Source organism: Streptomyces sp. RLA012 (assembly GCF_056270325.1).
The window spans coordinates 3,611,729-3,637,607 of record NZ_JBWDPA010000002.1; the positions used below are offsets into that span (position 1 = coordinate 3,611,729).

Genomic DNA, 25,879 nt, shown 5'->3' on the forward strand with positions numbered 1-25,879 from the left:
GGAAGCGTTCAGTCGTCGGCGGCCGACACGAGAAACGCGAGCGCGGCACGTCGGCCCGTCCCCGTGCCACGACGGTGCGCGGCGACGTACGCGTCCTCTCCCAGCAGACGGCGGGCGGCCTCCGCGATGCGGGTCGCGTCGGGACCCGCGTCCTGGGACACGGTGCGCAGAACGGCCGCCGTGCCCAGGGCGCGCGCGGCCCGCTCGGGGGAACCCTCGGCCAGTTCCACCTCTGCGAGGAGTTCGGCCAGCCGGGCGGCGATGCCGGGCTCCGGGCCCGGCGGCAGCGCCGCGACCGCCGCCGCGAACCGCTGCCGTGCGATCCGCGGCCGGCCTTCGGCCGACTCCACCGAGCCGAGGGAGGCGAGCAGCAGGGGGCGCACCTGGCCGGGGCGCTGCCCCGTCTCCTCGAACTCGGCGAGCGCCTGTTCGAGCAGGCGTCGTGCCCGGTCCGTCTTCCCCGACCAGCGCGCGACATCGCTCAAGGCCTGGTGGGCGTAGGCGCGTTGCTCCCGCGCCCCGAGTTCGTCCGCCAGCTCCAGTGCCCCGCGCAGCTCGGCCTCGGCGCGCACCAGGTCGCCCTCGTGCGCCCGTTCGGTGGCCAGTCGGACCATCAGCAGCGGCTGGTCCTCCCGGTCACCGAGCTCCGCGATGAGCCGGAGTGCCTCCTCCAGCGCGCCGATCGCCCTCCGTCGCTCGCCACGCGCACTCTGCGACTCGGCCGATGCGACCAGCACCTGAGCGGTGCCCCAGCGCTCGCCTATGCCGCGGAACAGGGTCGCTGCGATCTCGTAGTCGGCTGCCGCCCGTTCGGGCTCGCCGAGCGTCATCTCGATCTGCCCGCGGTGCAGGTGGGCGAGGGCGCGCACCCAGGGATCGGTGTCCTGGGAACGGCGCCGCACCGACTCCAGGATGGAACCGTCACCGCTCAGCATGCTCGCGATGGGCTCGAACAGGCCGAGCGCCGGATGTGCGAAGGGCGTACCCGCTCGCTCTATGCCGCCGATCAGCTCACGGGCCTCGGCGATGCGGGCTCGCAGGCTGTCGGACTCCCAGCCGTCGCCGACCAGTTGGGGCACGGCGGTGACCAGGGCGAGGGCACGCGCCGAGGGGGGTGCCCCCGCGGGATCCAGCGCCAGGGCGCGCTCGGTCCACTGCGCCCCTTCCTGCCGATAGCCGTGCAGGAACCAGTACCAGCCGAGCGCGGCGACCAGCCGCGTGGCGATTTCGCCGTCGTGGTGTTGCGTCGCCCAGCTCAGAGCGGCCGAGAACTCGTCGTGCTCACAGGCCAACCGCCTCAGCCAGGCGAGTTGGTCATGCCGCCGCAGCTGCGGTTCGGCGTCCTCCGCGACGGCGAGGAAGTACTCGGCGTGGCGGCGCAGCGTCCGCTCCTGCCCACCCATCGCCTCAAGTTTGGCCAGGGCGAACGCCCGTACGGTCTCCAGCATGCGGTAGCGCGGTTCGCCGTCCACCTCGGTGACGGTCAGGAACGACTTGTCGACCAGCCCGGCGAGCAGGTCGAACACCTCATGGCCGGAGACCAGGGCCGTACGGGCGTCGTGGCCGTCGGCGGCGACCCGTTCCACCGCGCCGACGAACGCGCCGCTGCGGAACACCGAGAACCGCGCGGCCAGTTCGCGCTCGCCCACGCTGAGCAGGTCCCAGCTCCAGTCGACGACGGCGTGCAGCGTCCTCTGGCGGGGCAGTGCCGTCCTGCTGCCCGCGGTCAGCAGGGCGAACCGATCGTCGAGGCGGGAGCGGATCTGCTCCAGCGACATCGAACGCAGCCGGGTCGCGGCCAGTTCGATCGCCAGCGGCAGGCCGTCCAGAGCCCGGCAGATGTCGAGTGCCACCGCGACGTTCTCGCGGGTGACGCGGAACGACGGGCGGCTCGCCACGGCTCGCTCGCCGAAGAGCCGGATCACCGGGCTCTCCAGCACGAGTTCGGCCGGCGCCGCCCGGTCCGGCAGGGGCAGCGGAAGCACCTGGATCAGCTGCTCCCCGATGATGCCGAGCGGTTCCCTGCTGGTTGCCAGGATCCGCACCTGGGGGCACCGGGCCAGCAGGCTGTCCACCAGTGCGGCGACACTGTCGATGACCTGCTCGCAGTTGTCCATCAACACCAGCAGCCGCTTGTCCCGCAAAGCCTGGGTCAGCCGCTCGACGGGGCCGCTCGCCCCGGTGCCGGGACCGGCGATCAGCCCTCCGGCGCGTAGCCCCAGCGCGGTGACGACGGTCTGGGGTACGTCCGAGGGGTCGGTCACGGAGGCCAGTTCGACCAGCCAGGCCCCGTCGGGCATGTCCCCCAGCAGCCGGGCCGCCGACTCCGCGGCGAGCCGTGTCTTGCCCGCACCGCCCGGTCCCACGAGGGTGAGCAGTCGGCACTGGGCGAACAGTCCGCCGATCTCGGCCACTTCCTGCTCCCGGCCGACGAAGTGGGTGACCTGGGCCCGCAGATTCGTCCGCGCGCGGGCCGGGGGAGCCGTGCTGCGCCGCCGGGCCGGCCCGGTTTCGCCGCGCAGTACCGCAAGGTGTGCCCTGACCAGATCCTGCCCCGGATCGACGCCCAGCTCCTGTGCGAGCAGGCGGCGGGCGTCCTCGTAGGCGGAGAGGGCGTCGGCCTGCCGCCCCGCCGCGGACAGGGCCCGCATGAGCTGGCCGCGCATGCGCTCCCTGAGCGGATGGACGGCCACGAGGGTCTCCAGCTCGGGCACCAGGTCGGCGCCGGCTCCCGTGGCGAGGTCGGCATCGATGCGGTCCTCGGTGACGGCCAGCCTCAGCTCGGCCAGCCGGTTGCGGTGCAGGCGGGCGAATGCGGCCTCCCCGAAGTCCTCCAGGGCCTGCCCGCGCCACAGGTCGAGGGCAGCCCGCAGGGTGGCCGAGGCCGTGGCGTCGTCTTCGCCGAGCAGGGTCCGGCCGCGTGCCGCCAGGTCCTCGAACCGCCGGGCGTCGAGGGCCTGCGGCGGGACGGCGAGGCGGTAGGCACGCGGCCGGGACTCGACGAGGCCCTCGGGCAGCGTCCGGCGCAGGCGCGATACCAGTACCTGCAGTGCGTTCGGCGCGCCTGCGGGCCGGTCGTCCTCGTCCCAGAGCTCGTCGATCAGCCGGTCGCTGGGGACCGGCCTGCCGCCGGCCAGGGCGAGCAGCACGATGAGTGCGCGCAGACGTGTGCCCGGCACGCCGAGCGCGGTGCCGTCCTCCGTCCGGACTTCGAGTTCGCCCAGGATGTCGACGCATACGCTGCTCATCACAGGATGATTGTGCAGGCCGGCCGACGCGCGGCGGGCTTCCGGTGGGCATTCGGCCGGTTCGCACACAGAAGTTCAGACGGCCGTGCGCAGGTCGGCGTCCACGGCGAGGCACTCCTCGTACGTCGGCAGCAGGCCCGCCGCGGCGGCCTCGGCGAGGCTCATCGCGGAGGCGTCCTTGTCCGACATGAGCGGCTTCCCGGACAAGCCCCACGGGATGCCGGGTTCCGGGTCGAGCGCGTTGATGTCCACCTGACTGCGCCGCTGCAGCTCGAAGAAGGACCGGTGTCGGTCGGAAAGCCGGCGCGGTGTGATCCGCCAGGCACGCGGCACCGCGAGTTCACGAACGTCCATAGTGCGACGACCCTGGACGGCCCCGCTCGATTCTCCGTTGAGCCGACGCCGAGCGGTCCAGGACCACCGAGCGTGGACACAGACTTGAGGCGCGGCACGGAGCATGGTCCGCGCGCCGACGGCCGGCCGCCGCACGGTGGAACGGACCCGGGCGCACAGACAGCGGGTTGCGGAGGTCCCATGTTCGGTGGCGCCGAAGAGCGGTACGTCACGCCCGGCGATTCGGATCACGCCAGAGTGGTCGTGCTGGGCGGAACGGGTTTCGTCGGAAGGCATGTGTGTGGCGCGCTCGTGGGCGGAGGTGGCGACCTGGTTTCCGTGGCACGGCACGCGGGGCCACCCCGGCGCGGGGTGCGGCCGCTCGCGCTCGATCTGTGCCGGACCCCGCCCGGCGAGCTCTCACAGGCACTCACCCAGGGCCGGCCCACGCTGGTGGTGAACGCCGCCGGTGCGGTATGGGGGGCCACCGAACAGGAGATGGCCACCGCCAATACCGAGCTGGTACGGCGGTTGGTCGACGCGCTGCGCCGCGCGCCGCGGCCGGTCCGGCTGATCCACCTCGGCTCGGTGAACGAGTACGCGCCGACGACGCACGGGTGGGTCGACGAACAGACGCCGACCCGCCCCACCACTGCGTACGGACGGACCAAGCTGAAGGGCACAGAGCTGGTGCTGGACGCGGCGCGGGGTGGCGACATCGACGCGCTCGTGCTGCGCATGGCGAACGTCGCCGGGCCCGGCTCGCCACCCGCGAGCCTGCTGGGCCGGGTGGCCCAGCAGCTCAGCCTGGCCTTCGACAGCGGGCGGCCCGCGGAGATCAGGCTCAGGCCGTTGCGTGCCGAGCGCGACTTCATCGACGCCCGGGACGCGGCCGGCGCGGTGCTCACCGCGGCTCGCTCCGGCGTAGGCGCACGGGTACTCAACATCGGCAGCGGCAAGGCCGTCGCCGTGCGCTCGCTGGTCGATCTGCTGATCAAGGTGAGCGGGGTGCCCGCCCACGTCGTCGAAGAGCCGGTCCCCGACGCCGGGGGCGTACGGCCGGAGCGGCTGGCGGTGGACATCCGACTCGCCCGCGAGCTTCTCGGCTGGTCGCCGCGCCGCCGTCCGGAGGATGCGGTGTCCGACATGTGGCGGGCGCTCGACGGGGCGAGAGGGCGCTGAGCCGGGCCGGGCGGCCGCCGGCGGAGGATCCGGGTGCCCATGGATCTGTGCGGCTGCCCCTCGCGCGAGCCAATCGCGCATCACACGGGCCAATTGCGCACCTCACGTGCCAGTTGCGCTTCCAACGCTGACGGGAAAGAGGAGACATGCGCGTACTGTTCGCCACCTGGACGGGATCTTCCCACCTGTTCCCGATGGTTCCGCTGGCCTGGGCCGCACGGGCGGCCGGGCACGAGGTGCGGATGGCCGCCCCGCCCTCCTGCACCGGGGCGATCACCGGGGCCGGGCTCACGGCGGCCCCGGTGGGGCGGGACGTCTCGGGGGAGGAGATGGCCCGGCGTACCCGGGGGCTCGGTGCCTGGCTGGGCGAGACGGCGCCGTGGCCGCGGGACTGGGCGCGTTCGCCCGAGACGCTGGGGGACGAGGTCGCCGCGGTGTACACCGCGCTGGCGGAGAAGCAGTTCGTGGTCGCCGACGCGCTGGTCGAGGATCTGCTCGCCTTCGCCGGGGAATGGCGGCCGGACGTGATCGTGCACGACACCGTGTGCTACGCGGCGACCGTCGTGGGCACCGTGCTCGGAGTCCCCACGTTCAGTCACATGTTCGGCTCACCGATGATCACCCGCAACGAACTGGAAGGCATGGTGGGCGACCCGCTGCCCGGCTATGCCGCCCTGTTCGAGCGGTTCGGTGTACGGCCCCCGGCAGGGCCCACGGGATGGATCGACCCCTGCCCTCCGCAGCTGCAGTGGCCCTCGGCCGTGGAGCGCACCTCCGTCCGTTTCGTGCCGTACAACGGAAGCGGTGGCGTGGAGCCGGAGTGGTTGCGCGAGCCCCGTCGCAAGCCGCGGGTCTGCCTCACCTGGGGCGTGACCGCCGCACAGGTCCGCCCGGAACGGATGCCGGAGGCCTTCGAACGTACGCTCAAGGTGCTCTCGGCGCTGGACGCGGAGGTCGTCCTCGCCGTCGGCGCCGCCCACCGTGATCTGCTCGGCGAGCTGCCTCCGGACACCCGCGTGGCAGAGTCCGTGCCGTTCACGCTTCTGCTGCCCGGCTGTGACGCGTTGATCCACCACGGTGGTACCGGCACCGGCCTGACCGCCCTGGCCGCCGGAGTGCCCCAGCTCATGTTCCCGCTCGCGCCGGTGCTGGCCGCGTTCGCCGAGAGGGTGGACGCGGCCGGCGCGGGCGTCATGCTCGATCCGGCGGACAGCAGTGATGTGGAGGGGATCGAGGAGGCACTGCGCACCCTGCTGTCCGAGGCCGGCCGCGCTCGGACCTCCGCCGTCCGCGCGGCCATGGATGCCCTGCCGGCTCCGACCGATGTGCTTCCCCTGCTGGAGGAGGCGGCCGCGGCCCGCTGAGCCGTCCGCCCTGCCCGAGTGTGCCGGGAGCGTTGTCCCGCATCGCCCGGGCCCGTCCGTCGGGCCCGGGCGATCCCGCGTTCCAGCTATCCGGCCACACATTCCAGTACGGTCCACTCACCCGTTTTGGGCTCGTTGGTGAGCTGGAAACCCGTGGCCGCCAGCAGACGCCGCCACTCCTGGAGATTGCGCTCCCGGCCGCCCATGATCACCATCATGTCGATGTCCAGGAACTTGGCCGGATCCCAGGCGTTCATCGGTGCCACCACCTGTTCGAGGATCAGCAGCCGCGCCCCGGAGTCGCCGACGGCCGCACGGACCCGGCGCAGAATGGACTCCGCCGCGTCGTCGGGCCAGTCGTGCAGGACCGTCTTGAGCAGGTAGGTGTCGCAGCCGGTGGGCAGCTCGTCGGTGAAGAAGTCACCGCCCACGACGTCGACCCGGTCGGCGACCGAACGCTCCCGGAGCAGACCGTCCGCCTCGGCCACCACCGACGGCCGGTCGAAGAGCACACCGGTGGCCTCCGGATACCTCTCCAGCAGCGACGCCAGGAAGGAGCCACGCCCACCGCCGATGTCGGCGATCCGGGACGGACGGCCGAAGTCGTGGCGCTCCAGGTAGATCCGGCCGAGGCGGCGGCTGATCCCGGTCATCGCCGCGTCGAAGGTGTGCAGCGCCTTCTCGTCCTGCTCCAGGTACTCCCAGAACGAGACGCCGTGCACATGGTCGAAGCCCGGCTTCCCCGTGCGCACGCTGTGCCCGACGCCGGTGAACGCGCGGTTGAACCGCTCCGAGCCGTCGAGCAGTACCGCGTCCCGGACGTTGTCCGGAAGGTCGGCGCGCAACCCCTCGGCCAGTTCGGTCAGGGCGAAAACCTCCGGCTCGGTCTCCTGGAACAGCCCGATGAGCACGGCGAACCGCAGGAGGCGGTAGAGCTGTGTGGCCTGGCATCCGACCGCCTCGGCGATCTCCCGCACCGGCCGCGGCCCCGCGGTCAGCTGCCCGGCGACGTCGAGTTCGGCGAGCGTGTGGATGACCGCGGTGAACCGCTGTCCGTTGGCCAGCAGCATCAGTTTCTCCCGAGCGGCCAGCCCGACTCCGCCGGCGGGCGTCAGCAGTTCCACGGGGGTCGGCTCAGACATCCTTGGGCACTCCGTCCATGAGGTGGGTGGTGAAGACACCGGCGACGGACCCGAACTGGAGGACCGCGTGGCCCGCCGCGCAGTTCACGTCCCGCCAGGCGCGCTGGACCGGGTCGGACGCGGTCTGCGACCGTGCGCCCCCGATCCGGAAGAGCCGGTCGACAGCGGCACCGAGCAGCTCCGCCGCGAACGCGAAATCCCTCGGCGCCCGGGCGCGTTCGAGCGCACCGGCCGCCCCGCTGTCGGCGACCGCCGCCGCGCGTTCCAGCAGCAGCTGCGCGGCGTCGATCTCGGCACCGGCGCGGGCCAGCGCCGTGTGGACCGCCGGATTGGCCCGCGCCGCCCCGCCGGTGATCTCCGTCCTGACCGCCATCCGTGCCACCGACGAGCGCAGCGCGCCGCGTGCCGCGCCGAGCACGGGCGCGACGAAGGTCAGGCCATTGACGAGTTTGAACGGGACCCGCAGACAGGTCGCCTCCGCCGCCGCGGCTCCCGCCATCAACTCGGCCTGGGCGAAGGAGAAATGATCCGGTACGAAGACGTCGTCGAGGGCGACGGCATGGCTTCCCGTGCCGCTCAGACCGACATTGGTCCAGGTGTCCAGGACGCGGTAGTCCACGCGGGGAACCATGAAGAACCGGTACTCCGGGCCGGGAGCCATGGCGCCGAGGAGGGTCCAGGAGGCGTGGTCGACGCCGCTCGCGAAGGGCCACTGTCCGCTGAGCCGGTGGCCGCCGAGGACGGCCCTCACCTCGCCGGCCGGTGCGATGGACCCGGCGAAGAGATCGTCGGGGCCCTGGGCCCAGATCTCCCGCAGCCCCTTCTCCGGCAGGTGGGAGACCATCCGGCCGAGGATGGCGTGCACCGCCGAGTTCCAGGCGGTCGAGGCACAGCTTTCGCCGATCTCGGCGACGGCACCGAGCAGCGCGGTGAATGAACCTTCTGCGCCGCCCCATCGGGCGGGCACGAGATGGCGTGCGAAGCCCGCGGCCCGCAGTGTCTCGACGACCTCGACGGGCAGCCGACGCTCCTTCTCGGTCCGCTCGGCGCAGCGTGCCGCGACGGTGCGGAGTTCGGCCGTGCGCGGTGCGGCGCCGATGTCCGTGGTGACAGTGTGTGCGATGACAGTCATCTGAGTCTCCTCGCGGGCGGGTCGGCGACAGTCACTTGGCGTTCCTCCCGGTCGTGCTGGTGGCGACGGTCGACCGAGCTACCGGCCCGGCATGTCGAGGGTGCCGGTCGCCGCCAGCTCCTCAAGCCGCGGTACGAGATCGGCCGGTGTCGGCCGGGTGAGCAGTTCGCCGCGCAGTTCGGCCGCGCCGTGGGCGTAGGCGTCGTCGTCGAGCAGGTCCAGCAGCGCGGTGCGCAGCGCCTTGGCGCCGGCCGCCGGATCCGTAGCCAGTTCGGTCCGTACGAGATGGCGTGCGGCGCCCAGTTGCTCCAGACGGTCGCCGGTCATCATCTGCTCCGGGCGCGGCGAGATGATCAGCTGTGGGGTTCCGGACCAGACGGAGGTCATCGTGGTCCCGCCGCCGCCCTGGTGGACCACCGCCGCACAGGACGGCAGCAGCAGATGGAGCGGGAGGTTCTCGACGACGCGTACGCCCACGGTGTCGAGGCCCGGGCGATCGCGCCGGCCGGCCGAGAGCGCGAACACGACCTCGGCATCCAGGCCGGACACCGCCTCGACGACCTGGTCGAAGACGTCGGGGTCACCGTCCGCCTGAATCCGTCCGGTCGTAATGCCCCAGGTGACACAGACGCGTCGGCGTCCGGCCGGAGCGCGCAGCCAGTCCGGGCAGCCGCCGGGGCCGTTGTAGGGCACGAAGCGCGTGGTGAGCCGGGGCTCGGGCGAGAGAAGGCCCATCCGGGGCGGGCACGGGTCGATCCATACGTCCGGTTCGGGCTTGGGCGCCACGCCGAACCGCTCGAAGAGCGCCACGAAGTCCGGTGCGAGCTCCCCGGTGATCGGATCTCGCTGGTGCCGTGGGATCGCGATGTTGCCCCACAGGGTGGCGGCGGTCGGTACACCGAGTACGGCGCCGGCCACGAGTCCGGCGAAGGTGACGGCGTCGTGCACGACGAGGTCGGGCCGCCAGGCACACGCGAAGTCCACCACGCCGTCCACCATCGCCGAGGCCATGGCGGTCTGCTTGTGCCCGAGGGCGGCGTACATCTCGCGCTGTTCGCGGCTGAGCAACTCGGGCCGGTCGTACCAGTCGGACGTCCAACGCTGCTGGTGGTGCCAGGAGTTCAGGGCGGGCGCCGTGGACATGCCGACGAGATCGGCGTCGTCGCGGACGGTCACCGGGCACAGGCCCGCCCGGCTCACGGCGTCGGCGAGACCGGGGCCGACGGCGACCCTGACCTCGTGACCAGCGGCCTGCAGGGCCCAGCCGAGCGGCACCATGGGGAACAGATGTGACGGCCATGCCCACGTCGTGAGCAGTACGCGCAAGATCATCACCTCGGAGTGAGGGTTCGGAGTCGGCTGCCGCGATGCTCCCCGCACGGTTTCGACGTCCGGCCGAGGAAGCGTCGAGGGCCCGCTCTTCTTCGAACCAGGTTCGAGACACGGTCGCCATGCTGCGTACGCCGCCGTGCGCGCGTGGCCGGCGGGGTGCAACCACTCAGGAGGGACTGCGGATGGACATGGGACTGCGCGACCGGACCGTACTGGTGACCGGTGGGAGCAAGGGGATCGGGCTTGCGGTGGCTCGGGCGTACTCCGCCGAGGGCGCGCGGGTCGCGCTCACCTACCGGTCGGACGGGGAGGCGGCCGCACTCGCCGCGGCCGAGCTGGGCGAGGCCGACGACCGCGCCTGCCATCTGCGCTACGCGCTGGACGAGCCGGGCTCGCCGAAGGCCGTCGTGGACGAGGTGTGTGCCCGTTGGGGCGGAATCGACGTCCTGGTGGCCAACGCCCTGGTGCGCCCGCGCCGCCGGAGCTCGGACGAGAGGTTCGAGGACCTGTCGCCGGACGAGTGGGAACCGCTGCTGCGCGGAAACGTCGCCGGGACCGTGCGCACGACGCAGCTGGCCCTTGCCCATATGCGCAAGCAGGGTTGGGGCCGCATCGTCTTCGTGTCCTCTCATGTCGCGGTGGACGGCAAGCCGCGCCAGGAGATCTACGGCGCCGCGAAGATGGCGCTGCACGGGCTGATGCGCAGCATGGCGTGGGACGCGGGCCGCGACGGCGTACTGGTCAATGTGGTCAGCCCCGGTCTGACCCTGACGGAGGGGGTGCGCACCGTGCTGCCCGCGGAGGTGCGGGAGGAGGAGCGCAGGATGACGCCGACGGGCCGGCTGAGCCGTCCCGAGGAGATCGCGGCCGCGGTGACGTTCCTGGGCTCCGCGGCGAACGGCAACGTCTCGGGCCAGGTACTCACCGTGGCCGGCGGTCGCTGACTCACGGCCCGTCGGCGCCCCGGTTCAGTGCGCGGGCATCCGGAGGATCTCCACCACGGCGGCGGTGCAGGTGTAGCCCGCTCCGCCGCCGAACAGCAGGACCCGGTCGCCGGGCGAGACGAGTGCGTTCTCGGTGAGGTGGGCGAGCCCCGCGAACTGATCGCCCGCACCGACGTGGCCGGTGGTGCGCCCGTACGCCCATGACGTGCGCTCGTCCGGCAGACCGAGCAGGTCGTGCAGTTCGTGGCCGGTACCACGCCGGGAGACCGGGATGATGGCATGGGCGATGTCGTCGATGGCCGTGTCGGCGTCCTGAAGAGCCTGCGTCTTCGCCGCCACCAGCAGGTCGATGTAGCGGTGGGTGAGGTCCGGCATGGCCGCGAGCTCCGCGCCGCGGTCCGTCCGCGTGCCCAGGTCGGCCACGGGAGACGGCTCGACCGGGTGCGGGAGGAACGCCTCGTCGCCCCGGGCCAGTATCTCCAGCGAGTTGTCCACGCCCGTGGCCGTGGACAGCACCCGGGCGAAGCCGTCACGTGTGGACAGCACGAGTGCGGCGGCGCCATCGCCGTACATCGTCACATCGACGCTGTTCCAGCGGTCGATGCGCGGGCCGGAGAAGCGGTCACCGGTGGTGAGGAGCGCGGCGTGTCCGCCGCCGATGCCGGCTCGGAGGTACGACGCCGCCAGCTCGATGGCTCCCATGGCGCCGTTGCAGCGCTGTGCCAGGCCGAAGGCGGGCACCTGGCGTCCGACGGCCTCGTGGGCGACGTAACTGGCCGCGGGCCACAGGTCGATGCCCTGGAACCACAGCGAGCTGTGCAGTACCAGAACCACATCGTCGGGGGCGACGTTCCCGCGGCCGAGCGCCTCGCGGGCCGCGCGCACCGCCATGCGCGGCGGAGCGTCCTCCTCGGCGTCGGACGCCACCGTGACCGACTCTATCCCGCGCAGCTTGCACCGCTCCGGGTCCAGCAGACCGGCGGACACCGCGTCCTCCGCGGCCACGAGGGGCGGCAGCCAGGCTGCGACGCCGGACACGTACAGGTTTTCCCAACGCATGGAGACCTCTCCCGGTTCGGGTGTGGGGTGACGTACCGGCCACCCTGGCACCGTCGCTTTGAGCACCCGTCGAGAAGCAGCCGTCCCCTTCCACCGCGGCTTGAACCGGGATCGAAGCACATCGGTGAGGGTGGCCCCAACCGCGACGTGGAGGTGGACGATGGCCCGCGAGGCCAAACGGCTCATTCTTGAATCGGTGGCGAAATACCACCAGGAGACCGCCGGGGAAACGGAGTTCCTACCGGGGGTCACCCCGGTGCTGCCGTCCGGAGCAGTGCTCACAGCCGAGGACCGGGTGGCGCTGGTGGAAGCGGCGCTGGACATGCGCATCGCGGCGGGCGTCAGTTCCCGCAGGTTCGAGCGACAGTTCGCCAGGGCTCTGGGTCTGCGCAAGGCCCACCTGACCAACTCCGGCTCCTCGGCGAACCTGTTGGCCCTGTCGTCCCTCACCTCGCCCCAGCTCGGGGACCGCAGGATGAAGCCGGGCGACGAGGTGGTCACCGTCGCCGCGGGCTTTCCCACCACGGTCAACCCGATCTTTCAGAACGGCATGACACCGGTCTTCGTCGACGTCGAGCTGGGCACCTACAACGCCACGGCAGAACGGGTCGCGGCGGCGATCGGACCGAGGACCAGGGCCATCATGATCGCCCACGCACTCGGCAACCCGTACGAGGTGGACGAGATCGCCCGGCTGGCCGAAGAGCACGACCTGTTCCTCATCGAGGACAACTGCGATGCCGTGGGGTCCCTGTACCGGGGCAGATTCACCGGCACCTTCGGCGACCTCGCCACGACGAGCTTCTATCCGGCGCACCACATCACCACGGGGGAGGGCGGTTGCGTACTCACCGACAACCTGGTGCTGGCCAGGATCATCGAGTCGATGCGCGACTGGGGCCGGGACTGCTGGTGCGAACCGGGCGAGGACGACACCTGCCACAAGCGGTTCCGGTATCAGCTCGGCGACCTGCCGCCGCAGTACGACCACAAGTACACCTTCTCCCACGTCGGTTACAACCTGAAGGGCACCGACATCCAGGCCGCTCTGGGTGTCACCCAGCTCACCCGGCTGGAGGAGTTCGGCGCGGCGCGGCGGCGCAACTGGCAGCGGCTGCACGACGGCCTGGAGGGCACGCCGGGCTTCTTGCTGCCCATCGCCACGCCGGGCAGCGATCCCAGCTGGTTCGGGTTCGCGATCACGCTGACCGACGACGCCGGGTACGACCGCTATGAGCTGCTGAGTTTCCTCGGCGACCGCAAGATCGGCACGCGGCTGCTGTTCGCGGGCAACCTGACACGCCACCCGGGCTATCTCGACCGGCAGTTCCGGGTGGTCGGCGACCTCACCAACAGCGACGTCATCCTTGAGCGGACCTTCTGGGTGGGTGTCTATCCGGGGCTGACGGGCGAGATGATCGACTACGTGGCCGCATCACTGCGGGAGTTCGCCCGCGGGGCGCGCTGACCGCGCATCTCCCGCGTGCAGACGCCGTGTGGGCCCGTCCCTTACGAAGGGGCGGGCCCACACGGCGCTGTGGCACGGAGATCAGATGTCGAGGGTGACGTCGTACGCGCCGAGCCAGGCGTTGAGCCACAGGGCCATCTCGATCCCGCCGCGTGCGTAGGGCCGACTGATGTCGCCCTGCGCACGGTCCAGGGTCCTGCGCGCCCGGTCGAGGTCCAGCAACGGCCGTACCGGAGCACCCGGGTCGCTCAGCACCTCGGCCAGCTCGCCGCGCAGGGCCCGCTCGTAGTGGGGGTCCTGGGTGGCGGGATACGGCGTCTTCTCCCGCTGGAGAATCGACGCCGGCAGGAGATCGGCGGTCGCGGCGCGCAGCAGGCTCTTCTCCCTGCCGTCGAAGGTCTTCATCGCCCACGGGACGTTGAAGACGTACTCCACCAGCCGGTGGTCGCAGAACGGCACCCGGACCTCAAGTCCGACGGCCATGCTCATCCTGTCCTTGCGGTCGAGGAGCGTCTGTACGAACCGGGTGAGGTTGAGATACGTGATCTCCCGCATCCGGCGCTCGGTGGCGTCCTCGCCGGGCAGGACCGGGACCTCGGCCAGGCCCTCCCGGTAGCGGGCCGCGCGGTAGCCGGGGATGTCCAGCTTCTCCAGCAGACCCGGGTCGAGCAGACCGAGACCGCCGAAATAGCGGGCCGATCCGGAGGTCAGCCAGGGAAAGGTGTCGGCGGCGATCGCGCGCGGGTTGCGGAACCAGAGGTAGCCGCCGAACAGTTCGTCCGCGGACTCGCCGGACAGCGCCACCGTCGAACGCTTCCGGACGGCCTGGAACAGCAGATACAGGGAGGGCCACATGTCGCCCCAGAACGCCGGAGGAAGATCGGTCGCCCGCAGGACCGCGGCCCGGACCTCCGGGGCGACCAGGTCCGCGCTGTCCAGCAGCACCTCGGTGTGCTCGGCACCGACGTACGCGGCGAGCTCTTGGGCGAACGGCGCGTCCGGGGACGAGCGCACCGCGTCCGGTGCGAACTCCCGTCCGGTCGAGGCGAAGTCCACGGAGAACGACCGCACCGCGGAATCGCTGTGCGCCGCCGCCAACGCGGTCACCGCGGAGGAGTCGAGCCCGCCCGACAGCAGGGTGCACAGCGGGACGTCGGAGATGAGCTGGCGCGAGACGATGTCCTCCAGCAGACCGCGGACGGTACCGATGGTGGTCTGCAGGTCGTCCGTGTGCTCGGTCGCCTCCAGGGTCCAGTAGCGGCGCCGCAGCGTGCCCTGTCTGCGCACCCGCAGCAGTTGGCCCGGCCGTACCTCCCGCAGCGTGGAGAAGACCGCGTGCTCCGGAGTCTTCACCATGTCCAGGGCCTCGCACAGCCCTTCGGCGTCCACGACGCGCGGGACGGCCGGGTTGGCGAAGAGCGCCTTGGGTTCGGACCCGAAGACGATGCCGTGTTCGGTCTCGTGGTAGTAGAGCGGCTTGACGCCCATGCGGTCGCGCACGAGGAGCAGTTCCTCGGTCCTGGCGTCCCAGATGCCGAAGGCGTACATGCCGTTGAGCCGGTCGACCAGTGCCTCGCCCCATTCCAGATAGGCCCGCAGGACGACCTCGGTGTCGCTCCGGGTACGGAAGACGTGCCCCTTGGCGGACAGTTCCGCCCGCAGCTCCCGGAAGTTGTAGACCTCCCCGCAGAAGGTCAGCGCGACCACCGTGCTGCCACCCGCGTCGTACGTCATGGGCTGGGCTCCGCCCGCCCGGTCGATGACGGACAGCCTGCGGTGGCCGAGCATGACCCGACGTGCCGAGAAGATCCCCTCGTCGTCGGGGCCCCGGCACGCCAGCACGTCCGTCATCGCCCGTGCGACGGGCGGGTCGGTGGAGGGATCACGCTCGTAGTCGACCCACCCGACGATGCCACACATCTGCTGTGCCCTTTCCCGAGTTCTCCGGCATGGGTCTCAGACCGACTGCGAGGACGCCTTGTTGATCTCGTCCAGCAGCGCGCGCGGCGTTCCCTCGGCGTCGATGGCCTCGTCGGACAGGGTGATGCCGAGATCACGCTCGATCCACCGGACCGTGTTGAAGAGGGCGAGCGAGTCGTAGCCGAGCGACTGGAAGTCGACATCGAGGATGTCTCCTTCGAGGCTGACGTCCTCGTCCTCGCCGGCGCTCTCGCGCAGGACGTCCACCAGTTCCTTGACGCCGAAGACAGCCATGTTCCGTTTTCCTCTCGTGAGTTGTTCCGGATACGTGTGCACCGGTTGCGGCGGCCCCGTGCAGCGGGCCACCGCGGTCAGACCTCGCGCCGGACGACCATGGCGGAGTTGAAGCCGCCGTAACCGCGGGCGAGGACAAGGGCGTTGGTGAGCGAGGTTTCCCTCGGCCGGTCCATGACCAGGTCGATGATCTCGCTGTGGGCCGGCCTGCTGATGTTCACCGTGGGAGGGACGACCTGGTCGCGCAGGGACAGCAGGGCGGTCGCAAGGTCGAGCGACGCCCCTCCGGCCAGCAGCCGTCCCGTCATCGTCTTCGGTGCGGTCACGGGCACGCCCCGGGGCCCGAACACGCCGGCCAGCACCTCGGCCTCCAGCCGGTCCAGTTCCGGGACACCACAGGCATCGGCGTACACGACGTCGATGTCCGCCGCCGTGAGCCGCGCCTCCTCCAGGGCCTTCACCAGGGCGCGCCTCAGGCCGGGCTCCTGGCCGGTGCCGGGGCGGGGATCGAAGGTCGACGCATAGCCGGCCACGGCTCCGTACGGCTTGTCCGCGCCGCGCCGGAGGGCAGCCTCCGCGTCCTCCAGGACCAGCAGCGCGCCGCCCTCCCCCGGGACGTAGCCGGATGCCTCGATGTCGAACGGCACATACGCACGGGTGGGATCCTCGACCGTGGACACCCGCCCGGAGCGGGACATGCACAGCCACCCCCAGGGGCACAGGGCGCTGTCGACACCGCCCGCGAGCATCTGCGGGGTGCCCTGCCGGATGTGTCGCCGGGCTTTGTCGACGGCATCGAGTCCGCCTGCCTGTTCGGTGACGACAGCCGAGCTCGCGCCGCGCAGGCCGTGCCGGATCGAGATCTGGCCGGTGTTCACCGGATAGAACCAGGCGAATGCCTGGTACGAGCTCACGTAGGCGCCCCCCTTGCTCCAGAGCGCTTCCATCTCCCGCTGTCCGAACTCCATTCCGCCCGCGGACGCGGCCGTCACCACACCCATCGCGAAGTCCGGGAGCTCGCCGGGGTCGATGCCCGCGTCGGACAGGGACTCCTCGGCGGCGACGAGCGCGAGTCGGGTCATGTGGTCCGTCTGCGGAAGCAGTCGGCTCGGCAGATGCTCCTTCGGCTCGAAGTCCTTGACCTCGCCACCCGTTCGGCCCGGATACCCGTCCGGTTCGAAGCGGGAGATCGGGCCGAGGCCGCTCTCGCCGCGCAGGGCCGCCGCCCAGTAGGCCTCGGTGCCCAGCCCGTTCGGCGAGACCGTTCCCAGTCCGGTGATCACGGGCGTGTTCATCTCGCGGTCCAATCCGGTGCGGTCAGCACGATCGCGCTCTGGAAGCCGCCGAATCCGCTGGCCACGCTGAGCACCACGTCGGACGCCTGTTCGCGGGCCACCAGCGGGACGTAGTCGAGATCGCATTCCGGGTCAGGCTCGTGCAGGTTGGCCGTCGGCGGGATCACCGAGTGTTCGATGGCCAGAACGGAGGCGGCCACCTCCAGCGCGCAGATCGCTCCGAGGGAGTGCCCGATCATGGACTTGATCGAACTGATGGGGGTGCGGTACGCGTGCTCGCCGAGACTGCGCTTGTACGCCATGGTCTCGTGCAGGTCGTTCTGTTTCGTCGACGAGCCATGGGCATTGACGTACCCGACGTCGGCCGGGTTCGCCTCGGCGCGGTCGAGGGCAACGGTGACGGCCTCCGCCAGTTCCCTGCCGTCCGGCCGCAGTCCGGTCATGCTGAAGGCGTTCGCGCGGGCCGCATGTCCCGCGATCTCGGCGTAGATGCGTGCGCCCCGGCGGCGTGCGTGCCGGTACTCCTCCAGTACGAGGATCGCGGAGCCCTCTCCGAGCGCGAACCCGTTGCGGGTCCTGTCGAACGGGCGCGACGCGGTCGCGGGATCGTCGTTGCGCGGGGTGGTCGCCCGGATCGCGTCGAAGCATGCCACGGTGATCGGCGAGATGGCCGCGTCGGAGGCACCACTGATCATCACGTCCGCCGCACCGTCGATGATCAGGTCGGCGGCGTGGCCGAGGACGTCGATGCCCGAGGTGCAGCCCGTCGAGACGACGCCGACGGGACCCTGCGCCTCCGCGAGCCAGGCGAGTTCGACGGCCATGGACGACGGCGCGAAGTAGTCGTAGAGGTAAGGCGATCCGTGCGCCTCGTCGACGTGCCACTTCTTGCCGTTGTCGCTCACGATCGCGTACTCACGGTCCAGGCTCTGCGTCATCCCGCAGGCCGTGCCGACCATGACGCCCGTGCGGTACGGGTCCATTTCGCCGAGCACACCACTGTCGTCCAGCGCCTCCTTGGCCGCGACGACCGCGAACTGCGTGGTGCGGTCCCATCTACGGATCTCTCGCTGGCTCAGCCCCGAGGCAACGGGATCGAAGTCGCATTCCGCCGCCACGCGCGAACGGAATTCGCTTGCGTCGAACAGGGAAATGGTGCGCGTCGCCGTGCGCCCCGCACAGAGCAGTTCCCAGAACTGCTTCGTGCCGATTCCCCCGGGCGCGATCACGCCGATCCCTGTCACCACGACGCGTCGAGCATCGTGTCGTCCTGACACAGCCTCTCCCCACTCCGCGCCAGCCGGCCCCTTACGTCCGAACCGGGAGATCACAGTCTCGTTCGGGGCGTTCGAGCTTGCTTGGAGGAACAGCCGAAGGGTTCCGCAGCCACGAAACCAGGGTGTCCCCGCGACTGTTCGAGCCGGGAACGCCGCCGCGCGTGGGGGTCCTTGGGGCTGTCGACGTGGGTGCGTCCCGGAAGCGGGTGGCACCCAGGTCGAGCCACTCCCCCAGCAGAGCGACCTCCGGCGTGGTCCCGGACGCTGAGCGGCCCGCTGAAGTAGGGGATCCGCAGGGAGGAGCACGCGTCGTCGTCGAGCGAGTCCGGCAGATCCAGGTGCCGGGCACCCGCTTCGTGCCAGGCCTCACACTGCGCCGGGCCGGTCATGGCGTCCCAGCGTTCCCACACCGGCTTCCGGGAGAGGATCCGCACGCAGGGTGCCGAGCCGTGTGCGGGGTCGGCGCGTGCCCGCGCCCGCCGGCTCGAACCGCGGGGCGCTGCCTCTCCGTGGCGGACGAACGAGGGAACGGAATGCTCCGGGTACCGGCCGGCAGCGACCGCCGCCTTCCACATCGACACCGATATCGCCGCCTTGCGCTCACCCCCCTGGCCGGGGCCGCGATGGTGTGGTCCAACGGTTCATCAGCGTGCGGCCGTTCCGGGACGGAACCGCCGAGGTGATCCTCGACGTCGAGGGCAGTTCCTGCGGTGGTCCCCGGACGCGGATCGACACCAGCGGCCGGACCGTCGCCCACTGACCCGCTCCGGCGTTCACCGGCACAGTCGGCACAGTCGGCACAGTCGGCACAGTCGGCACAGCCCATGTCGGCGCCGGGGCGGGGCTGTCAGTGGCGGCTCCTACCATCTGGCCATGACCACCATGACTTCGCCGGCCGGCTATCGCGTCATCACCGTGGAGGAGGCGGAGGAGCGGTTCGGCGTCTCGGCCGAGGTCAGCCATCCGTACCAGGACTTCGCCGACGAGCAGGAGATACGTCTCTACGAGGGCGGGCTGGAAGTCCCGGGGAGCCTGGAGGCGGAGCCGGACGGCGACTGGGTGCCGTACAACACGATCGTGGACGGGGATCTGACGGTCGGCGGCGACCTGGACTGGTGGGACTCGGCGAGCGGCAACTTCCTGCTGGTCACCGGCGATGTGCGGGCCCGCAACGTACTGCTGTCCGGCTGCCCCGACGTGGTCGTCCGGGGCGACCTGACGGCCTCCGGCACCGTCCAGGGCAGCTACGGCGACGACGGCGGGTTCCTGACCGTCGGCGGGCGCACCCGTGCCCGGGCCGTCATCAGCACTCTGTACTTCAACCTGCACTTCGCCAGTCAGCCCGAAGCCCTGCTGATCGCCGACCCCCACCGCACCAGCCACCCCGTCGACTTCACCGACGACGAGCTGGACGATCTCGTCCTGCCCGGACTCCTCGGCAAGGACGAGACCGCCGACGCCCGTACGATCGGCGCCGCGCTGCGCGACGGACAGCCGGTCCTGCGCCCCGGGATCCGCCCCAGCCACCTGGTGGTACTGGAAGAGCTCGACGCGCTGCTGCCGCGTGCGGCGGAGATCACCGAACTCGACCTGTCCCACCGCAGGCTCCGCCGACTCCCCGGGCAGCTGCGGGCGTTCCGGAACCTGCGCGTCCTGTCGCTCGCCGGCAACGACTCCATCGGCCGCCTCGCCGAGTGGACCGGCGAGCTGACGGCCCTGGAAGAGCTGAACCTCGCCAGGACCGGGCTGACCGCACTGCCGGAGGCCATCGGCCGACTGCGCGACCTGCGTGTCCTGGACATCTCCGGCAACGACTTCACGGCGCTGCCGGATCAACTGGGCGACCTGCCCCGGCTCGAAGTGCTCCGCGCCGCCCGACTGACCTGTCCGGTCCCGGACGCCGTCGCCCGGCTGAGCACCCTGCGTGAACTGGACGTGTCGTACCTGCAACCGGGCGCGTACGACTCCCTGGTCGCCTTCCCCCGGCCCGTGACCCGGCTGCCCGCCCTGCGCTCCCTCAACCTCTCCCACATGTTCCTGGAGACGCTCCCCGACGACCTCCTGGCCCTGACCGGCCTGGAGGAACTGGACCTGCGCGGCTCCCTGTCCGCCCTGCTCCCGCGCCTGCCCGACCTGGCGAGGCTGCCCCGCCTTCGGGTACTGCGGCTGCACGGCAGCACGTCCTGGACCTTCCAGCCCGAACCCAGCCGCGATCTCCTCTCCGGCATCTGGGCCATCACCACCCTGGAACACCTGGAGATCGGCGGCTGGGGCGAGAAGACCGCCGGAGGTCAGGTGATCCGTACCGCCTTCACCGCCCTGCCCGACGACGCGTTCACCCGTATGCCGGGACTGCGGCGGCTCGACCTGTCCTTCAACGAACTCGCCACCCTCCCCGAGTCCTTCTTCCGGCTTCGGCGGCTCGAAGCCGTCGACCTCCGGTACACCGAGCTCGACAAGGCGACACGGGACCGCCTGCGTACCGTGTTCCCCGACGTCCGGCCGGACCCGCGCGAAGACATCCGGCCGGACCTGCGCGACCTGGACACCCAGGCCTCCCGGTCCGGGTGAGGAGGGTGCGGTGCCCGGGTTCAGCGGCCTTCCGCCGGCTCGGCCGTGTCGAGCGCGTCCCGGACCCGCCGGGCGGCCTCGGGTCGCCGGTACACGTCGAGTACGTCCGCGAGCGCGAAGCCCGATTCGGTCATGTCGGGGCCGGGTTCCAGTCCGCAACCGCGGACCCGCTCCGCGCCCTCGACGGCGCACGCGACCGCGTCCTCTTCCTCCTTGCCGAGCAGGAGCAGCAGCCGGGCCTGGTTCCACAGCTCCTCTGCGTGCCGCAACAGGTCCTCGGGACGGTCGCCCTGTGCGAGGCGGGCGCAGATCCGCCGGGTCTCGTCCAGGTCTTCCTCGGCGCCGACGAGGATCTTGATGAGCCGGCGCAGCAGATCGTCGGACTGTCCGAGGCCCAGCCCTTCCAAGAACAGGTGGGCCACCTTGGCCGGTGTCCCCCAGTAGTGCGTGTCGAAGTCGCGCTTCATCTCCGTGCCGGTTCTCAGGACGAGGGTCAGCCGGCCCTTCACATACGGGGGGCTGAAGGTGGCCTGCCTTTCGGTCTGGACGAAGTACCCCTTGGCGCGGACGGTGTCGCCGGACTTGAGCCGGGTCATCGTGCCCGTCACCAAAGGAGGGACGATCACCAGGTCACACACGTGATCCTTGCGCATGCCGCGGGGGCCCACCGTGATGTCGAGTGCGAACGTGCCGCGCACCGCCGCGACCGACGCCCGCCCACCTCCGCTCAGTTCATCCCGGCCAGCAGCCAGATGCCCAGCGCCATCGCCAGCCCCAGTGTGATGGCCAGGGCGGCCAGTGCCGTCGTCCGCCGCCGGTCGCGGTTGCCCCGGTGGACCCCCGGGGCGGAGGCTTTTCCCCCGCTCACCGCCTCCCCGGGCGCATCCGTCAGCTTGTGGATGCCTGTCACTTCGCCGTCGTGCAGCAGTACGGCCACCTCGTCCGGCAGCACTTCGGCCACCCGTCGCGCACCGGCGGCGGAGCCGAGGGCATGGGTGGTGAAGGCGATTCCGGGCCGGGCGTCCCGCAGCAGTCGGCGGGCCCACGCCCGGAACTCCCCGCGCGCCTCGGGGTCCTGGACACTGCCCGCCCAGGAGCCGCGCCGCGCCTTCGCGCCCGCCCTGTCCCCCACCGAACCCTCGTCGCCCGCCCCCGTTGCTCCCTCGCGCAACGCGCTGAACAGGCGCTGCTCGACGTCCCGTGGGGAGCCCCCCTCAGAAACGGCCTCAGAGATGTCCTTGGAGGCCTTCCCGGAGACGTGCTCGGAGACCTGCTCGGAGACCTGCTCGGGGACCTGCTCGGAGACCTGCTCGGGGACTTCCTCGGAAGACTCCGCTTCCGTCCTGTTTCCCCTGTCCCCTCCCCGGCCTCCGCCTCCGCCTCCACCCCCGTCCATGGCCGCCGTCAGCCGCGCGTCCACGTACTCCGCGTCGAAGTGCGCGTCCAGTGCCCGGCCCAGCCGTTCCCGCTCCGCGTCCTCCAGTCCGCACCTGACCAGCCAGGCGGCGAGTGCCGGGTCCTCGTGCACGTCGTCCACGACGACGGTGTACCGGATCCGGGTGCCGATCACATCGCACCGCCCCGAGGGGATCCCGCTCAGCAGCAGTCCCGTCGTCCCGGCGGCCCGGCGGGCCAGGACGAGTTCCTCCGCCTCCAGGAAGAGCCACCTGCCGATCGGCTCCCACCACCGTTCGGGCGGGGACTCGTCGAGGAAGGCGTAGTCCATCCGCCGCAGGGTGCCCCGGGTCATCAGATAGGAGCGCATCCGGCGGCTCACCACTCCTCCACCCGGGGATCGGCCCCGGCCGCCGCGATCCTGTGCAGCGCGCCGGCCAGCTGCGCCCGGCGCCGTTCGGCGTCCGTCAGGGTCCGCTGACTGTCCAGCCTGGTCATCCAGTTGGTACGGGCCTCACCGGAGACGTAGTAGTCCAGCGCGCCCCAGAACCCCTTCCGCTCCGCCTTGCGTTCCAGGGCCGCGTCGTACGCCGTCCGGGCCACCGCCGCCCGCTGTCCTTCCGCCCGGTCCTGGCCGGACACGACACACCGGCACAGCTCCTGCATCACGGTGGCCGCGGCTTTCACCTTCACCTGGGGCGGTATCTCCCGGAACCGGTAGTGGCCCTGGAAGTCCAGGGTGGCTTCACCGTCCTCGTCGGTCTTGTCGATCCATTCGCCCTCCATCAGATCGACACAGCCGTACGTGTCGATGGGGGCGTAGATCACCCGGACCGTCCGGTTCTTCGACTCCTCGTGGACCACGTCGAGCATCGACTGGTACTTCTCCCGCACCAGGTGCCGCAGCCGTGCCGCCTCGCGGCCCTTTCCGCCGTTGTCGTCGAAGTACTTCTCGCACTTCAGCGGGGCGAGCACCAGCACGGCCGGTTCGTCGCGGTGCTCGGGCAGATTGCGCGCGCGGGCCCATTTGCGGGCCATCGCCTCGACGTCCTCGAAGCCGAGCAGGTCGGCCACGGCCCGGCGCTGGGCCGGGGTGGCCGCCTCCATCAGGACGGCGGCCTCGACCGGTACCAGCAGCATGAGGCTCTCCGTGATGTGCGCCTCGCACTCCGGCCAGTTCTCCTTGGCGTCGGGCCTCCTGCTGCGCTCCACCGGATCCAGCCAGGCCCCGGGGTAGTCGAGAATGCTGAAGGGGATGCCGGGCATGCTGTCGCCCGCCGCCTGGAGGCCCACGTCGTAGAGGACCATCGACTGGCTGCCGCCCAGTGACGCGGAGTCGAACTCGCGTGCCTCGACGGCCCGTCGCAGATCCTTCCGGTTCTTGCGGACCCGCATCTCGGTCTCCTCGTCCAGGACGAGGTTGATGTCGGTGCCGGACAGCATGGTCTCGGTCTCGGCGAGGATGGCGGTCAGCAGGGTGGTCTTGCCGACCCTGCTCGGGCCCACCATCGACGCCTTGAATGACAGCGTCAACGCCCTGTCCTCTCCGCCGCGGTGCGCGGACGTTCTTCGGTGATCAGGGTCCGCAGTTCCGTGGCGAGCCGCCGTACGCGGCGCAGCCGGTCCGTCGCGGCCTGCGGTCCCTCGCCCTCTCCCGGCCACAGCCGGTCCTGGAAGGCGGCCACCACCCGGCGGAACTCCGCTTCGGAGGAGTCCGCACGCACGAACGCGTCCTCGAACTGCTCGCCGTAGGCGAACAGCACCTGGGCCGTCGCTCCCGGTTCCTGGGCGAGCACGGCCTGCGCGTCGTACGCGGCCTGCCTGGCCAGTTGGGTGACCCTGCCGAACAGTTCGGCGGCGCCGTCGGGTGTCCGCGGGACCGCGAGCAGGGTGGTGCGGGCCGGGTCGTCGTCCTCCGGGAACAGGACGTCGAGTGCGCGGCGCAGCCGGGGCAGCACCCGCGTGCGGTAGTCCAGCCGGACGTCCAGGGCGAAGTCGAGGGTCTCGGCCAGCGCCGGGCAGGGATCCGGGGCCTCCCGCAGGACCTCGGCGAGGGCCGCGAGCGTGTCCTGGGGTGCGCCCCGGCCGTCCGTCAGCAGGGCGAGCCGGGGGCCGAGCGCGGCGAACAGACCGGCCCAGTACTCGTCCCGGCGTTGCAGCAGCAGATCGTCGACCGCCGCGAACCGGCGGGCCATGTCCACCCGTATCCGGTTGAGCTCCGCGGACGCGAAGGGCAGGGCGGCGCGATCCACCCGGAACCGGTTCAGTGCCCGTTCCTGCCAGGCCTGCGGGCCTTCGCCGAAGCCGCTCAGCACCCACTCGCGGACGTCCTTGTGCACTTCGGCGACCCGCTCGAAGAACTCCGTGTCCTCGTAGTCGTTCTCGGCGCGCCCGCGGAGCGTGTCCACCCATGTCTGGAGCGCGGTCGCGGTCTCCGCGCGAAGGGCTTCGGCGCGCGTGATCATCTGCTCCGTCAGGGTGGGCACGGACAGCGTGCGCAGCATCGACGAGAGTCGGTCCAGGTCCGCTTCGATCCGCTCCCGCCGTTCACGGCAGACGGCGACCGCGTCCGCGATGACCACCTCGTCCATCCGGGGCAGTGCCGTCGCGAGGTGTTCCAGGACCGGTTCCAGCACCTGGTCGCGGACGGCGCCCCGATCGGCGCCGTCGGCGAGAACCACCCAGTAGCCGCGGCCCCCCGCGGAATCGTTGAGCCGGTCCCGCAGATCGTCGTGCAGTGCCTTGACGTTCTCCTCCAGGCACTCGCCCGTGTTGACCAGGATCAGGGTGAAGTCCCGTACGTCGGCCACTCCGCAGGCGGTGCCGATCAGTTGCAGCGCGTGGCCGTCCTCCTTGGCCCACATGGCGTTGGTGTCCGTGGGCCGTTTGACGACGATCACGAAGTCGACGTCATTGCGCAGACCGGCGAGGTGGTGCTCCTCCGCACTCGGCGTCAGTTCGCCCAGTCCGGGCAGATCCATCAGCCCGAGCGCGCTCACGTCCTCGATCGGGAAGGCGCAGGTGATCATCGCGTCCCGGACCGCCAGATAGGGGCGCCGGTCCGGCTCCGCGTCGGCCGGCGGGTACGCGACCCAGTCCCGGATGTCCGCCAGGTCCACGGTGCGCGCCTCGCCCGTGAGGAATCCCCGGTAGGAGGCCAGCGCCTGCTGTGCCTCGCGCAGCCGGGCCATCATCGGTCCCAGCGTGGGGTGGTCCTCCGCCGCCCGGGCCGGCCCGTCGGCCGCCCGTGGATAGGGATGGCCGGCGAAGGCCGGCAGATCGCGCGGCGCGGGTTCGAGCCGCAACTCGGCGTGGTAGGGCGCGATGACCTCGTCCAGGAAGGACCGCTCCGTGTGCATGGTGAGCCGGGCCCCGCGGTCGGTGCGGGAGTGGTAGATCCTGCTGCGCACCGCCGTCACCGGCTGTCCCCGGCCACTGGGTATCTGCCGGTCGTCCAGCCCCGACAGGGACTGCAGCAGCGTGCTCTTGCCGTTTCTGGCACGTCCGCTCACGCCGATGTTGACGGTGTCCCGGTTCACCCTGCCGCGTACCGTGGCGAGCGCCGTGAGGCACTCGCCCGCGGCCCGCGTCGTCCCCGCCAGGTCCAGCGTCCCGAGGAGACCGGCGGCCGCACCGTCGGGTTCCAGGGCCTGTATCCCGGCCACCGCCTCGCACAGTTCCCCGACCGCCGACTGGATCCTCCGCCATCGGTCGATCTGCTCGTCGACGACCGGCAGATGCTCACGCCGTCTGCGCAGCACCGCATCAAGGCGTTCCCCGTTGTCGCTCATCGTTCAGCTGCCCCCTCGCGCCTCACGCACATCCCCCGTACCCCTGGCAGGCACGCCTGTCCGCCCACGAACGCCGCCTCCCCACGGGCGTCCGTCACTGACTGCCAACGTACCGAAACCCTGAGCCACATC

The 25,879-nt window shown here is 71.3% G+C and carries 19 protein-coding genes; 5 read left to right on the top strand and 14 right to left on the bottom strand.

What is annotated here, in order from left to right; translation table 11 throughout:
- Positions 1-8: 8 nt before the first annotated feature.
- Complete coding sequence (locus RV986_RS16325; protein WP_475918107.1) at positions 9-3,248, bottom strand: AfsR/SARP family transcriptional regulator; 3,240 nt, start codon at positions 3,246-3,248, stop codon at positions 9-11.
- A gap of 75 nt (positions 3,249-3,323) precedes the next feature.
- Entirely contained in the window at positions 3,324-3,602 is a 279-nt protein-coding gene (locus RV986_RS16330) for a hypothetical protein (RefSeq protein ID WP_475918108.1), read from the bottom strand.
- 180 nt (positions 3,603-3,782) lie between these two features.
- Between RV986_RS16330 and RV986_RS16335 the strand changes: the two genes are divergently transcribed.
- Together RV986_RS16335 and RV986_RS16340 are read left to right on the top strand one after the other, a co-directional pair.
- Positions 3,783-4,763: an NAD-dependent epimerase/dehydratase family protein gene (locus tag RV986_RS16335; protein WP_475918109.1), complete on the top strand. Its 981-nt coding sequence runs from the start codon at positions 3,783-3,785 to the stop codon at positions 4,761-4,763.
- 146 nt (positions 4,764-4,909) lie between these two features.
- Positions 4,910-6,127, top strand: a complete 1,218-nt coding sequence (locus RV986_RS16340; protein ID WP_475918110.1) for a nucleotide disphospho-sugar-binding domain-containing protein — start codon at positions 4,910-4,912, stop codon at positions 6,125-6,127.
- An 86-nt stretch (positions 6,128-6,213) separates the two neighbouring features.
- On the opposite strand, the gene RV986_RS16345 is transcribed toward RV986_RS16340, so the two are convergent.
- The 3 genes from RV986_RS16345 to RV986_RS16355 all read right to left on the bottom strand — a co-directional run bounded on the left by RV986_RS16345 (position 6,214) and on the right by RV986_RS16355 (position 9,727).
- A complete protein-coding gene (locus RV986_RS16345; protein WP_475918111.1) occupies positions 6,214-7,269 on the bottom strand; it encodes a methyltransferase in 1,056 nt (351 codons plus the stop codon).
- On the bottom strand, positions 7,262-8,401 hold the full coding sequence (locus tag RV986_RS16350) for an acyl-CoA dehydrogenase family protein (RefSeq protein ID WP_475918112.1): 1,140 nt from the start codon (positions 8,399-8,401) through the stop codon (positions 7,262-7,264). The genes RV986_RS16345 and RV986_RS16350 overlap by 8 nt, the downstream gene beginning before the upstream one ends.
- 78 nt (positions 8,402-8,479) lie before the next feature.
- Complete coding sequence (locus tag RV986_RS16355; protein ID WP_475918113.1) at positions 8,480-9,727, bottom strand: nucleotide disphospho-sugar-binding domain-containing protein; 1,248 nt, start codon at positions 9,725-9,727, stop codon at positions 8,480-8,482.
- Between the two features lie 188 nt (positions 9,728-9,915).
- Between RV986_RS16355 and RV986_RS16360 the strand changes: the two genes are divergently transcribed.
- The gene (locus tag RV986_RS16360) at positions 9,916-10,677 is read left to right on the top strand and encodes an SDR family NAD(P)-dependent oxidoreductase (RefSeq protein ID WP_475918114.1); all 762 of its coding nucleotides are present in this window, start codon (positions 9,916-9,918) and stop codon (positions 10,675-10,677) included.
- Positions 10,678-10,701: 24 nt separating this feature from the next.
- Here RV986_RS16360 and RV986_RS16365 read toward each other — a convergent pair whose 3' ends face one another.
- Positions 10,702-11,736, bottom strand: a complete 1,035-nt coding sequence (locus RV986_RS16365) for a ketoacyl-ACP synthase III family protein (RefSeq protein ID WP_475918115.1) — start codon at positions 11,734-11,736, stop codon at positions 10,702-10,704.
- Between the two features lie 160 nt (positions 11,737-11,896).
- Between RV986_RS16365 and rfbH the strand changes: the two genes are divergently transcribed.
- Positions 11,897-13,204: a lipopolysaccharide biosynthesis protein RfbH gene (gene rfbH, locus RV986_RS16370; RefSeq protein ID WP_475918116.1), complete on the top strand. Its 1,308-nt coding sequence runs from the start codon at positions 11,897-11,899 to the stop codon at positions 13,202-13,204.
- 81 nt (positions 13,205-13,285) lie between these two features.
- On the opposite strand, the gene asnB is transcribed toward rfbH, so the two are convergent.
- The 4 genes from asnB to RV986_RS16390 form a co-directional block, all read right to left on the bottom strand.
- Positions 13,286-15,124 (bottom strand): asparagine synthase (glutamine-hydrolyzing), encoded by a 1,839-nt coding sequence (asnB, locus tag RV986_RS16375; RefSeq protein WP_475918117.1) that lies wholly within the window; start codon positions 15,122-15,124, stop codon positions 13,286-13,288.
- A 36-nt stretch (positions 15,125-15,160) separates the two neighbouring features.
- A complete protein-coding gene (locus RV986_RS16380; protein WP_475918118.1) occupies positions 15,161-15,418 on the bottom strand; it encodes an acyl carrier protein in 258 nt (85 codons plus the stop codon).
- Positions 15,419-15,495: 77 nt separating this feature from the next.
- Positions 15,496-16,713: a ketosynthase chain-length factor gene (locus RV986_RS16385; RefSeq protein ID WP_475918119.1), complete on the bottom strand. Its 1,218-nt coding sequence runs from the start codon at positions 16,711-16,713 to the stop codon at positions 15,496-15,498.
- Positions 16,710-17,960: a beta-ketoacyl-[acyl-carrier-protein] synthase family protein gene (locus tag RV986_RS16390; RefSeq protein WP_475918120.1), complete on the bottom strand. Its 1,251-nt coding sequence runs from the start codon at positions 17,958-17,960 to the stop codon at positions 16,710-16,712. Before RV986_RS16390 ends, RV986_RS16385 begins: the two co-directional genes overlap by 4 nt.
- Before the next feature lie 903 nt (positions 17,961-18,863).
- Here RV986_RS16390 and RV986_RS16395 point away from each other — a divergent pair.
- Positions 18,864-20,561, top strand: coding sequence for a leucine-rich repeat domain-containing protein (locus tag RV986_RS16395; protein ID WP_475918121.1), 1,698 nt, complete (start codon positions 18,864-18,866; stop codon positions 20,559-20,561).
- A gap of 20 nt (positions 20,562-20,581) precedes the next feature.
- Here RV986_RS16395 and RV986_RS16400 read toward each other — a convergent pair whose 3' ends face one another.
- The 4 genes from RV986_RS16400 to RV986_RS16415 are packed head-to-tail and all read right to left on the bottom strand — an operon-like array spanning position 20,582 to position 25,747.
- A complete protein-coding gene (locus RV986_RS16400; RefSeq protein WP_475918122.1) occupies positions 20,582-21,259 on the bottom strand; it encodes a hypothetical protein in 678 nt (225 codons plus the stop codon).
- A gap of 29 nt (positions 21,260-21,288) precedes the next feature.
- Positions 21,289-22,338, bottom strand: coding sequence for a hypothetical protein (locus RV986_RS16405; RefSeq protein WP_475918123.1), 1,050 nt, complete (start codon positions 22,336-22,338; stop codon positions 21,289-21,291).
- Positions 22,335-23,489 carry a hypothetical protein gene (locus RV986_RS16410; protein WP_475918124.1) on the bottom strand — a complete coding sequence of 385 codons (1,155 nt, stop codon included), beginning with the start codon at positions 23,487-23,489 and terminating at the stop codon, positions 22,335-22,337. The genes RV986_RS16405 and RV986_RS16410 overlap by 4 nt, the downstream gene beginning before the upstream one ends.
- A complete protein-coding gene (locus RV986_RS16415; RefSeq protein ID WP_475918125.1) occupies positions 23,486-25,747 on the bottom strand; it encodes a hypothetical protein in 2,262 nt (753 codons plus the stop codon). The genes RV986_RS16410 and RV986_RS16415 overlap by 4 nt, the downstream gene beginning before the upstream one ends.
- Positions 25,748-25,879 lie beyond the last annotated feature (132 nt).